The sequence below is a fragment of the Streptomyces sp. AC550_RSS872 genome, assembly GCF_019049285.1.
GTDB lineage: Bacteria > Actinomycetota > Actinomycetes > Streptomycetales > Streptomycetaceae > Streptomyces.
The window spans coordinates 114,173-127,414 of the sequence record NZ_JAGMUL010000198.1; the positions used below are offsets into that span (position 1 = coordinate 114,173).

11 protein-coding genes are annotated in these 13,242 nt (G+C 72.5%); 6 read left to right on the forward strand and 5 right to left on the reverse strand.

Annotation, left to right across the window (positions count from 1 at the left end):
• Positions 1-118: 118 nt before the first annotated feature.
• From KUM44_RS42345 to KUM44_RS42355, 3 genes are all read left to right on the forward strand, one after another.
• Positions 119-919: a 1-acyl-sn-glycerol-3-phosphate acyltransferase gene (locus KUM44_RS42345; RefSeq protein WP_217215080.1), complete on the forward strand. Its 801-nt coding sequence runs from the start codon at positions 119-121 to the stop codon at positions 917-919.
• A complete protein-coding gene (locus KUM44_RS42350) occupies positions 916-1,926 on the forward strand; it encodes an NAD(P)H-dependent glycerol-3-phosphate dehydrogenase (RefSeq protein ID WP_217215081.1) in 1,011 nt (336 codons plus the stop codon). Before KUM44_RS42345 ends, KUM44_RS42350 begins: the two co-directional genes overlap by 4 nt.
• Before the next feature lie 168 nt (positions 1,927-2,094).
• Positions 2,095-3,252 carry a D-alanine--D-alanine ligase family protein gene (locus KUM44_RS42355; protein ID WP_217215082.1) on the forward strand — a complete coding sequence of 386 codons (1,158 nt, stop codon included), beginning with the start codon at positions 2,095-2,097 and terminating at the stop codon, positions 3,250-3,252.
• Here the strand turns inward: KUM44_RS42355 and KUM44_RS42360 are convergent.
• Positions 3,245-3,778 carry a DUF3515 domain-containing protein gene (locus KUM44_RS42360; protein ID WP_217215083.1) on the reverse strand — a complete coding sequence of 178 codons (534 nt, stop codon included), beginning with the start codon at positions 3,776-3,778 and terminating at the stop codon, positions 3,245-3,247. The two genes, KUM44_RS42355 and KUM44_RS42360, sit on opposite strands and share 8 nt — an antisense overlap.
• 20 nt (positions 3,779-3,798) lie before the next feature.
• On the reverse strand, positions 3,799-4,032 hold the full coding sequence (locus tag KUM44_RS42365; protein ID WP_003997603.1) for an Lrp/AsnC family transcriptional regulator: 234 nt from the start codon (positions 4,030-4,032) through the stop codon (positions 3,799-3,801).
• 206 nt (positions 4,033-4,238) lie between these two features.
• Between KUM44_RS42365 and KUM44_RS42370 the strand changes: the two genes are divergently transcribed.
• Positions 4,239-5,207, forward strand: coding sequence for a thiamine-phosphate kinase (locus tag KUM44_RS42370; protein WP_217215084.1), 969 nt, complete (start codon positions 4,239-4,241; stop codon positions 5,205-5,207).
• On the forward strand, positions 5,204-5,995 hold the full coding sequence (thiD, locus tag KUM44_RS42375; RefSeq protein WP_217215085.1) for a bifunctional hydroxymethylpyrimidine kinase/phosphomethylpyrimidine kinase: 792 nt from the start codon (positions 5,204-5,206) through the stop codon (positions 5,993-5,995). The genes KUM44_RS42370 and thiD overlap by 4 nt, the downstream gene beginning before the upstream one ends.
• A gap of 143 nt (positions 5,996-6,138) precedes the next feature.
• Here thiD and rpmB read toward each other — a convergent pair whose 3' ends face one another.
• Positions 6,139-6,324: a 50S ribosomal protein L28 gene (gene rpmB, locus KUM44_RS42380; protein WP_003993230.1), complete on the reverse strand. Its 186-nt coding sequence runs from the start codon at positions 6,322-6,324 to the stop codon at positions 6,139-6,141.
• Between the two features lie 256 nt (positions 6,325-6,580).
• On the opposite strand from rpmB, the gene KUM44_RS42385 reads away from it, so the two are divergent.
• The gene (locus KUM44_RS42385; RefSeq protein WP_217215086.1) at positions 6,581-8,233 is read left to right on the forward strand and encodes a DAK2 domain-containing protein; all 1,653 of its coding nucleotides are present in this window, start codon (positions 6,581-6,583) and stop codon (positions 8,231-8,233) included.
• 102 nt (positions 8,234-8,335) lie between these two features.
• On the opposite strand, the gene KUM44_RS42390 is transcribed toward KUM44_RS42385, so the two are convergent.
• On the reverse strand, positions 8,336-11,323 hold the full coding sequence (locus KUM44_RS42390) for a tetratricopeptide repeat protein (protein WP_217215087.1): 2,988 nt from the start codon (positions 11,321-11,323) through the stop codon (positions 8,336-8,338).
• Entirely contained in the window at positions 11,320-13,158 is a 1,839-nt protein-coding gene (locus tag KUM44_RS42395; protein ID WP_217215170.1) for an HSP90 family protein, read from the reverse strand. The genes KUM44_RS42390 and KUM44_RS42395 overlap by 4 nt, the downstream gene beginning before the upstream one ends.
• Between the last annotated feature and the right edge of the window lie 84 nt (positions 13,159-13,242).

Genomic DNA, 13,242 nt, shown 5'->3' on the forward strand with positions numbered 1-13,242 from the left:
GGGCATCTGGTGGTTGTGGCGGCGAGGCGTACGGTGTTCTCGACAGACCGGCGGCCTGGGGCGACACTTGTGCGGCCCTCCGGCCCGATGTCCTTGATCCCTAGAGGAAGGTGTCCGCGTGCCCCGCCGCAGAATCGGCTTCTGGTACCGCTTCGCCGCGGTGCTCTGCAAACCGCCGCTGGTGGTTCTGATCAAGCGGGACTGGCGCGGAATGGAGCACATTCCGGCCGAGGGCGGATTTATCACCGCGGTGAACCACAATTCGCACATCGATCCCTTCACGTACGGGCACTTTCAGTACAACACCGGCCGGGTTCCGCGATTCCTCGCGAAGAGCGGCCTTTTCAGGAAGGGATTCGTCGGTGCCGCGATGCGCGGCACCGGGCAGATCCCCGTCTACCGGGAGACCACGGACGCGCTGAGCGCCTTCCGGGCCGCGATCGAGGCCGTGGAGCGCGGCGAATGCGTCGCGTTCTACCCCGAGGGCACCATCACCCGCGACCCGGACCAGTGGCCCATGACCGGCAAGACCGGTGCCGCACGTGTCGCCCTCCAGACCAAGTGCCCGGTGATCCCGGTCGCCCAGTGGGGCGCCAACGAACTGCTGCCGCCCTACGCCAAGAAGCTCAACCTCCTTCCGCGCAAGACCCACAAGGTGCTCGCGGGACCGCCCGTGGACCTCGCGCGCTTCTACGACAAGGAGATGACCCCGGAGCTGCTGAAGGAGGCGACCGAGGTCATCATGGCCGCCATCACGGCCCAGCTGGAGCAGATCCGCGGCGAGAAGGCGCCGAAGACGCCGTACGATCCGCGTCAGGAGCGCATCGAGCAGCGGCGCCGCACTGCCGCGCAGAACCGGCAGACGCAGCCGCGGGCCGAGCAGGAAAAGGCCGGGCAGGAAGAGGGGCAGGGCACGTGAGCAAGCCCGTCAAGGCGGCAGTTCTGAGTGCTGGTTCGTGGGGGACCGCCTTCGGCATCGTCCTCGCCGACGCGGGATGCGAGGTCACCCTGTGGGCGCGTCGCCCCGAGGTCGCCGACGCCATCAACTCGACCCGTACGAACCCGGACTACTTCCCCGGCGTCGAGCTCCCGCAGGGCATGCGGGCGACCACCGACCCCGCTCAGGCCATGGCGGGCGCCGACTTCACGGTGCTGTCCGTCCCGTCCCAGACCCTGCGCGCCAACCTCGCCGAGTGGACGCCGATGCTGGCGCCGGGCACGGTCCTGGTGTCCCTGATGAAGGGCGTCGAACTCGGCACCGCCATGCGGATGAGCGAGGTCATCGAGGACGTGGCCAAGGTCGGCCAGGACCGCATCGCCGTGGTCACCGGGCCCAACCTGGCCCGCGAGATCGCCGCGCGGATGCCGGCCGCCGCGGTGGTCGCCTGTACCGACGAGTCCGTCGCGCAGCGCCTCCAGAGCGCCTGCCACACGCCGTACTTCAGGCCGTACACCGAGACCGACGTGGTGGGCTGCGAGCTGGGCGGTGCCGTGAAGAACGTCATCGGGCTCGCCGTCGGCATCGCGGACGGCATGGGCCTCGGCGACAATGCCAAGGGCTCGCTCATCACGCGCGGCCTCGCCGAGACCGCCCGGCTGGGGGTCGCGCTGGGTGCGGACCCGCTGACGTTCGCCGGACTCGCGGGCCTCGGCGACCTGGTGGCGACCTGTTCCTCGCCGCTGTCCCGCAACCACACCTTCGGCACCAACCTCGGCAAGGGCATGACCCTCCAGGAGACCATCGCGGTTACCAAGCAGACCGCTGAGGGCGTCAAGTCCTGTGAGTCGGTGCTGGATCTGGCCCGCCGGCACGGCGTCGACATGCCCATCACGGAGACGGTCGTCGGCATCGTCCACGAGGGCAAGCCGCCCGTGGTCGCCCTCAAGGAGCTCATGTCGCGCAGCGCGAAGTCCGAGCGACGCTAGGCGCTCCGCTGGGGGTGCCGTGGGGGTTGTCTTTCGGCTGCGGCGCCGTTGTGGTTGCTCGCGCAGTTCCTCGCGCCCCTTCGGGGGCCCTCCGGGGGCGCTGCGCGAACCGCCAGCCGTCAACGGGCGCTGACTCCGGCCCCTACCACCGGGTACTCTCAACGCGATATGAGCACCGAGAACCTCCCCCAGAGCCCTGGCCAGCCGCCCCGCAAGCCGCGCGTGGCCGTCGTGTTCGGCGGTCGCAGCTCCGAGCACGGGATCTCCATGGTCACCGCCGGCGCCGTCCTGCGCGCCATCGACCGGACGCGGTACGACGTGCTGCCGATCGGCATCACGCGTGGCGGCCGCTGGGTGCTCACCGCCGACGATCCCGAACGTATGGCGATCACCGACCGCCGTACGCCCGAGGTCGACGACCTCGCCGAGTCCAGTGAGGGCGGCGTGGTCCTCCCCGTCGACCCCGCGAGCCGCGAAGTGGTCTACAGCGAGCCCGGATCGGTGCCCAAGGCCCTCGGTGACGTCGACGTCGTCTTCCCGGTGCTGCACGGCCCGTACGGCGAGGACGGCACCCTCCAGGGCCTCCTGGAGCTCTCCGGCGTGCCGTACGTGGGCTCGGGCGTGCTCGCCTCGGCCGTCGGCCAGGACAAGGAGTACATGAAGCGGGTGTTCACCTCGTTCGGGCTCAAGGTGGGCCCGTACGTGGTGATCCGGCCGCGCGAGTGGGAGCGGGACGAGTCGGCCGCCCGCAAGAAGATCGTCGACCTCGCCGGCGAGCACGGCTGGCCGCTCTTCGTGAAGCCCGCGCGCGCGGGTTCGTCGATCGGCATCACCAAGGTCGAGGACATGGCCGGCCTGGACGAGGCCATCGCCGAGGCCCAGCGGCACGACCCGAAGATCCTCGTCGAGGCGGCGCTGCGCGGCCGTGAGATCGAGTGCGGTGTGCTGGAGTTCGAGGACGGCCCGCGCGCCTCCGTACCGGCCGAGATCCCGCCGCCGGACGCGCACGCGTACTACGACTTCGAGGCCAAGTACATCGACTCCACGCCCGGCATCGTGCCGGCCCCGCTGACGCCTCAGGAGACGGCCGAGGTGCAGCGGCTCGCGGTGGACGCCTTCGAGGCGGCCTCGTGCGAGGGCCTGGTGCGCGCGGACTTCTTCCTCACCGAGGACGGGGAGTTCGTGATCAACGAGATCAACACGATGCCCGGTTTCACGCCGATCTCGATGTACCCGCAGATGTGGCAGGCGAGCGGGATCAGCTACCCGGACCTCGTGGACCGGCTGATCCAGGCGGCGCTGCGGCGTTCCACCGGGCTCAGGTAGGGCCCGCCACGGTCAGGTCGGCGATCCCCGTGGGGATCGCCTTCTTGATGGCCGGAGCCAGGTCGATCAGCACACCCGAGCTGTCCAGCCCCTCGGGCACGGTGACCTCGACGTACGCGCGGCGGCTCGCGGAGGTGAACCGGTACCCCCCGCCGTCCTGCTTCTCCATCAGCCACTTGACGTCTTCCACACCCCCGGCCACCGCGTCCGGATCCCGGCCCTCGGCCACCTTGGGGTCGATCATCTTCGGCGGCCGTACGACACCGCAGCGCAGTATGATCGCCGGGTCGTCTCCCCAGCCCGCGGTCAGCGGGGACGCGGGCGAGGGATCCGCACGGCGCTCACCGTCGACCTTGGCCGGCAGTGCTTTGTCGAGGTTCTGACACAGCTTCGCCGCCGTCGCGCCGGGACTGGGAACCGCCGCCGACGCGCTGTCGTCTGCTGATGAGCAGCCCGCGGCGGTGATCAGCAGGACGAGCGCGGGCAGCCCGAGGACAGAAGTGTGCCGGTGACGGAAAACGTTCACCGGCCAAGGGTAGACGGGGGCTACAGATGTACGACCGGGCAGGTCAGGGTGCGGGTGATGCCGTCCACTTGCTGGACCTTCGCGACCACCATGCGACCCAGGTCGTCGACCGTGTCGGCCTGGGCGCGCACGATGACGTCGTACGGTCCTGTCACGTCCTCGGCCTGGATGACTCCAGGGATCTTGCTGATCGTCTCGGCGACGGTCGACGCCTTGCCGACCTCCGTCTGGATCAGGATGTACGCCTGTACCACGGAACCTCCAGGGCGGCCACGAGGATCATGTGGGGAAAAGGAACGCCACGGTATCGCGTCGCCGCTCGCCGCGGGGAGACCTGCGAGGGCCGGGGCTTGCGCGCCGGGGTGCCGGCACGACAGAAGTTGACGTACACCTCGACCGTAGCGAGGACCGAAGTGACGCGCGACCGGGTGCGGACAGGGACAGAAGGGGCGTAAGGGCAATGAAGGGCACTGTTGGTGAGCTCGGCGAGTTCGGGCTCATCAGGGAGCTCACCTCCCGTCTCACCACCACCCCGGCGGTCCGGGTCGGCCCCGGCGACGACGCCGCGGTGGTGGCCGCGCCCGACCGCAGAGTGGTCGCCAGCACCGACATCCTGCTGGAGGGGCGGCACTTCCGCCGCGACTGGTCCACGGCCTACGACGTCGGCCGCAAGGCCGCCGCGCAGAACCTCGCGGACATCGCCGCCATGGGCGCCGTACCCACCGCGCTGCTGCTCGGCCTGGTCGTGCCGTCCGAACTCCCGGTGGCCTGGCCGACCGAGCTGATGGACGGCCTGCGCGACGAATGCCAGGTCGCGGGCGCCTCCGTGGTCGGAGGCGACGTCGTACGGGGCGACTCCATCATGGTGTCGATCACCGCGCTCGGCGATCTGCGCAACCAGGAGCCCGTGACGCGCGCCGGCGCACAGCCCGGCGACCTCGTCGCCGTGACCGGCTGGCTGGGCTGGTCCGCCGCCGGATACGCCGTGCTGGCCCGCGGATTCCGCTCGCCGCGCGCCTTCGTCGAGGCCCATCGGCGCCCCGAGCCGCCGTATCACGCGGGTCCGGCCGCCGCGGGGCTCGGCGCGACCGCCATGTGCGACGTCAGCGACGGGCTGATCGCCGACCTCGGGCACATCGCGGAGGCCAGCAAGGTCCGGATCGACATCCGCTCGGGCGCGATCGACATCCCGTCCCAGATGAACGACATCGGGCAGGCCGTCGGCGTCGACCCCATGCAGTGGGTGCTGACCGGGGGAGAGGACCACGCGATCGTCGCGACCTTCCCGCCGGACGTGAAGCTCCCGGCCCGCTGGAAGGTCATCGGTGAGGTCCTCAACCCCTCCGCGCTGCCCCAGGTGACGGTGGACGGGGCGCCGTGGACCAAGAAGGGCGGCTGGGACCACTTCGGCGGGGACATCGAGTCATGATCCCCACTGTCCTTACGGTGGCGGGATCCGACTCGGGCGGCGGCGCCGGTATCCAGGCCGACCTGAAGACGATGCTGGCGCTCGGCGTGCACGGCATGAGCGTGATCACAACGGTCACCGCGCAGAACTCCCTCGGCGTGCAAGGCGCTTGGGAACTGCCGGTGGAGGCGGTCCGCGCCCAGTACCGCAGCGTCGTGGACGACATCGGCGTCCAGGCGATCAAGACGGGGATGCTGGCGTCCGCCGAACTCGTCGAGACGGTGGCGGAGTTGATCGGGGGCACGGACGCGCCGGCGGTCATCGACCCGGTCGGCGTCTCCAAGCACGGGGACCCGCTGCTCGCGGCCTCCGCGCTGGACTCCGTACGCACGAAACTGCTGCCGGTGGCGACCGTGGCGACCCCCAACCTCGACGAGGTGGCGCAGCTCACCGGCGTCCACGTCGAGGCGGAGGAGCAACTGCGGGAGGCCGCGGCGGCCGTGCTGGCGTACGGGCCGCGCTGGGTGCTGATCAAGGGCGGCCATCTGTCCGGGGACGCCGTGGATCTGCTGACCGACGGTTCCGCGGAGCACTGGCTGCGGGCGCCCCGCTACGACAACCGGCACACCCACGGCACGGGCTGCACGCTCGCCTCGGCCATCGCCTCGGGGCTCGCCAAGGGGCTGTCCGTGCCGGAGGCGGTGACGGCGGCCAAGGAGTACGTCACCGGGGCGATCAAGGCGGGGTTCGCGCTCGGCGAGGGGATCGGGCCGGTGGATCACGGGTGGCGGTTCCGCGAGGGCTCGTAGCGACCCGGGTGGTTGCCTGTCCACGGAGTGACGGGTTCAGGCAACGCCCGGTCGGCCGCCCGGGCACAGCAAAAAGCCGGTCCACCGAGGTGGACCGGCTTACTGCAGCGAACCAGCAGTGGCCGCGCGCTCAGCTGTTGGCGTCAGCGCGAGACCTTGCCGGCCTTGATGCACGAGGTGCAGGCGTTCACGCGCTTCGGCGTCCCGCCGACCACGGTACGGACGCGCTGGATGTTCGGGTTCCAGCGACGGGACGTACGGCGGTGCGAGTGCGAGATGTTGTTGCCGAAGCCCGGCCCCTTGCCGCAGACGTCGCAGTTGGCAGCCACGGGTCACTCCAAAGACTTCAGATCCACTTACGGTTAATCCCGGCATGCCGGGATCGAGATCTAGGATCAGAGATCTGAGTGACATTGCCGGGGGAACGGCCCGATCTGCATCGGGCAACCGGAGCAGCATACAACGACTGCGCCAGTGGAACGAAACTACCATGCCTGCTCAGGGGCCCGCTCCCGGCCCTCTTCCGGCGCACACCGGCTCTGGGTCTACGCTGCGTGCCACGGTCGGCAGCTCAAGGAGGCGCAGGTGGCGCAGGTGCCGCAGACATTCTTCGATGCTCTCGCGGTGCGCACCTGGTGCGGCCTCGCGCTGGAGTCACTCGGTCGGGCGCGCGAGGAGATCGACGCGATCAACGTCTATCCCGTGGCCGACGGTGACACAGGGACGAACCTGTATCTGACCGTGGAGTCGGCGGTCGCGGCCGTGGAGGCCGTGTTCACCGCGTACGACGTGGGCAGGCCCACCCTCGCGGACGCGGCCCGCGCGATGGCGCACGGGGCTCTCATCGGCGCCCGGGGGAACTCCGGGACCATCCTCGCCCAGTTGCTGCGGGGCATGGCCCAGGTGCTCGCCGGCGACGGTGAGACGGCTCACACCGACGGCTCCGGTCTGCGGCTCGCGCTGCGGCACGCGGCGGACTCCGCCCGCCAGGCCGTGGCCCACCCGGTCGAGGGCACGGTCCTCACGGTCGCCTCGGCCGCCGCGGACGCGGCCGGTGGGGCCGAGGGCGGCGACTGCGGGGCGGTCGCGCGGGCGGCCTACGAGGGCGCAAGTGCGGCGCTGGCGGCCACGCCCGGGCAACTGGCCGTCCTGGAGCGCGCGGGGGTCGTCGACGCCGGTGGGCGAGGGCTGGTGGCGGTACTGGGGGCGCTGGTGGAGACGTTCACGGGGGAGGCGGTCCCCGTGGTGGTGTCCGGGGCACACGCGCGCGTGGAGCCCGAGGCCGAGGAATGCGCCGACACCCCGGACGAGAGCGGCCCCGCCTTCGAGGTGATCTACCTGCTGGAGGCCGAGGACGCGGCCGTGGACCGGCTCCGGGAGCGGCTCGACGGCCTCGGGGACTCGCTCGTGATCGTCGGCGGTGACGGGCTGTGGAACGTCCATGTGCACGTCGACGACGCCGGGGCCGCCGTGGAAGCCGGCGTCGAGGCCGGACGGCCGTACCGGATCCGGATCACCCACTTCGGTGCCGGTGATGTGCACACCACCGGTGCCGAGCGGCCGCCGAGGGAGCGGGCCCAGCGGGCCGTGGTCGCCGTCGTGCCCGGTGAGGGCCTGGCCGGGCTGTACGGCGAGGCCGGCGCGACCACCGTCCTCGCCCGCCCCGGGGAGCCGCCCGCGAGCGGGGAACTCGTGGAGGCGGTACGGCGTGCCCACGCGCGCGAGGTCGTGCTGCTGCCCAATGACGCCGAACTGCGCCACACGGCGGCCGCGGCGGCCGAGCAGGCCCGCGCGGAGGGCATCCGGGTGGCACTGATCCCGACCCGCTCCGCGGTCCAGGGCATCGCGGCGCTCGCCGTGCACGAACCGGAGCGCCGCTTCGACGAGGACGTGGTGTCGATGACCTCGGCGGCCGGCGCGACCCGCTACGCCGAGGTCGCCGTCGCCGAACGCCAGTCCTGGACCATGGCCGGCATCTGCCAGGCCGGCGACGTCCTCGGCCTCGTCGACGGCGACGTCGCCGTGATCGGGACGGACGTCACGGCCACCGCCGAGACCGTCCTCGACCGGATGCTCTCGGCCGGCGGCGAACTCGTCACCCTCGTCCTCGGCGACGAGGCACCCGAGACGATCGCCGAGCACCTGGAAGCACGCGTGCGTGAGGCGTATCTCGCCGTGGACACGGTGGTGTACCGGGGCGGACGGCAAGGGGCGCTGCTGCTCATCGGCGTGGAGTAACGCCGGCCGGGAGCCGGGAGCCGGGAGCCGGGAGCCGGGAGCCGGGAGCCGGGAGCCGGGAGCCGGGAGCCGGTAATGGCCGGCTCGGCCCGCCCGCTCCCACTACTCGGCGCCCTGTTCCTCCACCACCTGAAGCATCTGTTCGGCCTCGGCCCGTCGTTCCCGCGCCGCCTCGTCGGCCTCGTCGTGGTCCTCGTACGCCGTCAGCACCGCACGCGCGCGTGCGGCGGCCCGCGCCGGGCGGCTCAGGTCGGCCTCCAGCCAGCCCGCGGCGAGTTCGGCGCCGGTGCGGCTGTGCAGCGCGTCGTCGCCGAGGGCGGCGAACACCGCGACGGCCTGGGTCACTTGGGCCAGGGCCGCCTCCAGGGCGGCCCGGATCGACTCGTCCTCGGCGTCCTCCGTGGCCGAACGGGCGAGCAGGTCACTGAACTGCCGGTGGGTGTGGCCGAGTTCGGCGACCATGCGCCGGCGTGCCTCCTCGTCGTCCGCCGACTCCAGCGCCGCCGTGCATGCGCTGATCGCGCTCGCCATCAACGCGGACGCAGTGTCGTCCCCGCCGTCCCGGCCACCCGCGTCCCGGCCGCCCTCCGAGTCCGCCGGCCGCAGCGCCAGCCACGCGCGGGCGCGCAGGGAGCGGACGAGGCCGTGGACGTTGCCGAGCTCGCGCCACAGGGCGCCCGCACGCGCGTACGCCTGGTCGGCCTCGGTGTGCAGGCCCGCGTGGCCGAGGGACTCGGCGGCGAGGTGGGCGAGCGTGGCGTGGTCGTGCTGTTCGGGCCAGTGCCGGGCGATCTCGGCGGCCTGAAGGCGGCGTTCGGCCGCCTCGCGGTGTTCGCCGAGCTCGCTCAGACAGTCGCCGAGCCACCACTGGGTCTGGACGACCGCGCCGTCGCCGTGCATCTCGGCGGTCAGATCGGGCAGCGCCGACTCCAGGACCTCGGCGGCCTCGGCGAACCGTCCCTGCCGCAGCAGAAGCCCGCCGAGCTGTTGCCGCGCCCAGGCGCCCAGCGTCCGGCTCTCGCCCGCCTCGTCGGCCCAGTGCGCCGCCTCCAGCGCGTGCTCTGCGGCCTCCTCGGCCAGCCCCCGGCCGCCGAGCACCTCGGCCAGTTGGAGGTGCAGCTGGGCCCGCCCCGGCGCCTCCAGGTGCGGCCCGCCGTGCGCCAGGGCCGACCGCAGCGCCCGCTCGGCCTCCGCCGTGTCGCCGAGATGGTGCGCAAGACCGGCCAGCCGGGCCTCGTACTCCACCGCGAACCACGGCAGCCCCGCCCCGACGAACGCCGCCGAGGCCCGCGCGAACAGCTGCGCGGCCCGCTCCACGTCCCCGGCGAGCGCCGCCAGCTCCGCGAGTATGGCCTGCGCCTCCGCGGCCCGTGCGGCAAGTCGTACGTCGTCCCCGGCCTGTCCGTCGACGAGCGCCAGCACCTCACCGGCGGCGGCCTTGGCGTCGGCCAGGGCGGCCTCCTGCGTGGCGCCCTCCGCCTCGTGCACCCGCCGCATCAGAATCCGCGCCCGGCTCATCAGCACGGCCGCCGTCTGCCGTACGCCGGTGCCGTCCTCGGCGTACAGCGCGAGGACCCGGTCGTACAGGTCGGCGATCACCGCGAGGGCCTCGGGCACGTCGCCGGTGAGAGCGCGTACGTACGCTCCGCGCGCGCGTGCCGCCAGGGCCTCCCCCGGGTCGCCCGCCTCCGCGTACAGCCCGGCGGCCTCCTCGAACAGGGCGATGCCCTCCGGGCCCAGGTCCATCGCCTGGTGGTCGGCGATCTCCGCGCGGTCGCGGGCCGCCAGCTCGACGCCCTCGGCGGCCCGCGAGACGGCCGCCCAGGCCTCGATGGCGTGGGGCTGCAAGGTGTCCGACAGCCGGCGTGCCTCGATGAGGAGCGCGGCCAGGTCGGACTCCGCCGCCGGGCCCTGGGAACCGCCCGACGCGGTGGCCGCGGCGGGCGCGGGAGCCGCCGCCCCAGCGGGCCGTGCCGCCGCCGTACGCACCCCGAGCGGCAGCCGCTCCACCAGCGGCCGCTGGTCCATACGCGCGCGTGCCCGCTCGCTGACATGCGCAGTGCCGTTGCGACGGTCGAAGCCCGCCGCCAGTGCGAGGGCCTCCCCACGCGCGTGTGCGGCGAGTTCACGGGCGGTCCACTCACGGTCCGCCGGACCCGGGACCCGCTGATCGCCCAGTCCCAGCTCGCTCAGGCGGTCCATGAGGAGGGCCACCACGGCCATGAACTCCAGCTTGCTGCGCGGATGCCCGTCGTCCGTGAAGTACGCCGGCCGCTCCGCGAGCAGCTCCAGGCCGCGTGCCTCGTTGCCGCTGAGCGCGCAGAACTCCACGTGGTCCGCGTAGGTGCCGCGCATGCTCTCCATGGCCCGGACGAGCCGGAAACCCCGCAGATGGTGGGCGCGGGCCTCGTCCAGGCGTCCCAGGCGCAGCAGCGGCGCCAGGGACGACGCGAGCACGGTGTGCGGTTCATGGGCGCAGGTGAACTCGCCCGCCAGGACCGGCCCCCACAGCCGGATCGCTTCGGCGTCCCGGCCCCGCTCGGCCTGCCACCAGCCCTGCCCGTGCAGTTCGCACGCGTGGCAGTCGGCCATGCTGTCCCGGTCGGCGGCCAGCCAGGCGGCGTAGGCCCGCTCGGCGCGCGTCACGTCCCCGACATGCGCGGCCACGCTGAACTCGGCGCTGCGCACGGCACGTTCGGAGTGCCCGGCGAGCCGGTAGCGGTGCTCCATCTCGCCGAGCCACTTCTCGATCGAGGCGAGCGGGATGTGTGGTTGGTCGAGCATGCCGGACGACATCCACTTGAAGACCCAGTGCAGGGTGTGTGTCTCGTACTCGTCGAAGTCCTCGGGCCGCTCGTCCCACATGCGCAGCAGACGCGCGAAGGGGACGAACATCTTGTCCTTCTCGGAGCTGTAGTTGTAGACCTTCAGCTGGTGTCCGAGGGCCTCGATCACGGCGAGCGGGAGGTTCAGCTTCTCGGCCTCGGCGAGCAGCTGCTCCGCGCGCGCGTTGCGGGCCGCACCCTCCGGCTCCTCGGAGTTGTCCGCCATCGCCCGGCGCAGCGAGTCGAAGTCCGTGACGTCGCTCATCGGCGGCCCTCCTCGCCGTTCGTGGCCCACTCCAGCAGGCCGATGAAGGCCCGGTTCAGCAGCGCGGAGTCCGCGGGCCTGAGCGGGCGCTGCGCCATCAGCAGGGCCTGCCCGTACAGGGACTCGGTGGCGGTGCCGATCAGCTCCGGGTCGCCCAGGGAACTGATCCGCCGGATCAGCGGGTTGAGGTGGTTGAGCACGAGACGCGCGCGTGGCGCGCTGCCGCGCAGCGAGCCGAGGATGCCCGCCCACAGGTCGTCGGCCTGCTCCTCGGCCTCCGCGCGGGCCTGCTCGTGCCGGGCCGCCCGGTCGTCGAGGTGCAGCGCGGGCACGGACAGCGGGTGGAAGGCGCGCAGGACGACGTCACAGCCCAGCGGGTCGAGCTTCGCCCGCGCGGCCGCCAGGAAGCCCGACAGGGCCAGCTCCTCGGCCGGGTCGACCGCGTCCAGATGCGCGGTCACGGTGTCGGCGTCCAGCTCGGCGACGACCGTCCCCGGCCGCACCGAGGGCAGCGCCTCGACCAGCTCGCTGTCGTACGTGTAACCGCCGTTGATCACCCCGACGCCCTGCGCGGACGCGATCGGCGCGACCTGCCGGTACTCCTCGACGGTCCGCGTGAAGTGCACCACCGGGTGCCGCTGCGCGAACTCCTCCAGGGACAGCCGCCCGTCGGTCGTCTCGAACGGCAGCCACGGCAGCATCGTCCGCAGCATCTCCTTGTCGTGCCGTGCGAGCGACTTCACCCCCAGGTGGTGCACGGCCAGGAAGGCCGCCAGCCGCTCCGGATCACCGGCCGCCAGGCCCGTCAGCCAGGACCGAATCCGTTCGCCGAGCGCCTCCCGCACGGCCGCCAGTGTCTCGTCCTCGTACAGCGACTCGCGCGATGCGGTGGGCCGCAGACTGTCCGTGTCGAGCACACAGCGCACGAAGAACGCCCAGTCGGGCAGCAGCTGTTCGGCGCGCTCGGTCAGCAGCATGCCCTTGAGGTGGACGCGATGACCCGCCCGCTGGGCCGGGCTGACCGACGAGGGAAGGACGTACGCCACGCCACGGATCCCCGCGAGCGGCACGTCCAGGTCGATCGAGTCCAGCGGGGTGAAGCCGAACAGGTCGTGACAGTGCCGCGCCAGGGCCACCCTGCGGTTGGCGGGGGAGGGGTACGGCCGGTCCCAGGGCGCGGGCAGGTCGGTGACCGCCTCGCCGCCGACCCGGACGTCGTACGGCAGCAGCGAGCCGAAGTCCCGCGCCAGCGCCAGCACCCGGTCCTCGGCCAGCCACTCGGCGGCCCCGGCCCGCGCCACCAGGTGCACGGTGGTGCCCGGTTCGGTGCGGGCGTCGTCCGGCAGCGTCCGCACGGTGTACGAGCCGTCGTCCGTCGCCGTCCACTCCACGGGCGCTGCGTCCGGCGTACGGGAGCTGCGGCTGACCACCCGGATCCGCTCGGCGACCACGAAACAGGCCAGCAGTCCGATGCCGAACTGCCCCAGGAAGTCGGACCGCGCCTCCTGAAGCCCCTCGGCACGCTTGGAGCTGCGCCCGATGGTCGCGAGGAGGCTGTGCACGTCCGCCTCGGTGAGCCCGACGCCGGAGTCCTCGACCCGCAGGGCGCCCGCCTCGGCGTACAGCCGTACCACGGCGGGCGCGCCCGGCTCCTCGGCGCGTCTGGCGGTGATGGCGTCGACGGCGTTCTGAAGCAGCTCGCGCAGGTAGACCTTCGGGCTGGAGTAGAGATGGTGGGAGAGCAGGTCCACCAGACCACGCAGGTCGACCTGGAACGTATGAGGTGACTGGGGCGGCTGAGGTGCCTGGGATGACTGTGAGGTCTGGGAGTCCATCGTCACGGCGCCGTTGGGGGGCTTGGCGACGGCGCGGGGTCGGGCGGTCCCGGTGAGGCGGTGACCGCGAAAGGATGGCCGGAG

Bases quoted from the DNA above. Each gene is read 5' to 3' on its own strand.
- thiD (WP_217215085.1), top strand. From the start codon at position 5,204: ATGATCCCCACTGTCCTTACGGTGGCGGGATCCGACTCGGGCGGCGGC.
- KUM44_RS42355 (WP_217215082.1), top strand. From the start codon at position 2,095: ATGAGCACCGAGAACCTCCCCCAGAGCCCTGGCCAGCCGCCCCGCAAG.
- KUM44_RS42370 (WP_217215084.1), top strand. From the start codon at position 4,239: ATGAAGGGCACTGTTGGTGAGCTCGGCGAGTTCGGGCTCATCAGGGAG.
- KUM44_RS42390 (WP_217215087.1), bottom strand. From the start codon at position 11,323: ATGAGCGACGTCACGGACTTCGACTCGCTGCGCCGGGCGATGGCGGAC.
- KUM44_RS42395 (WP_217215170.1), bottom strand. From the start codon at position 13,158: ATGGACTCCCAGACCTCACAGTCATCCCAGGCACCTCAGCCGCCCCAG.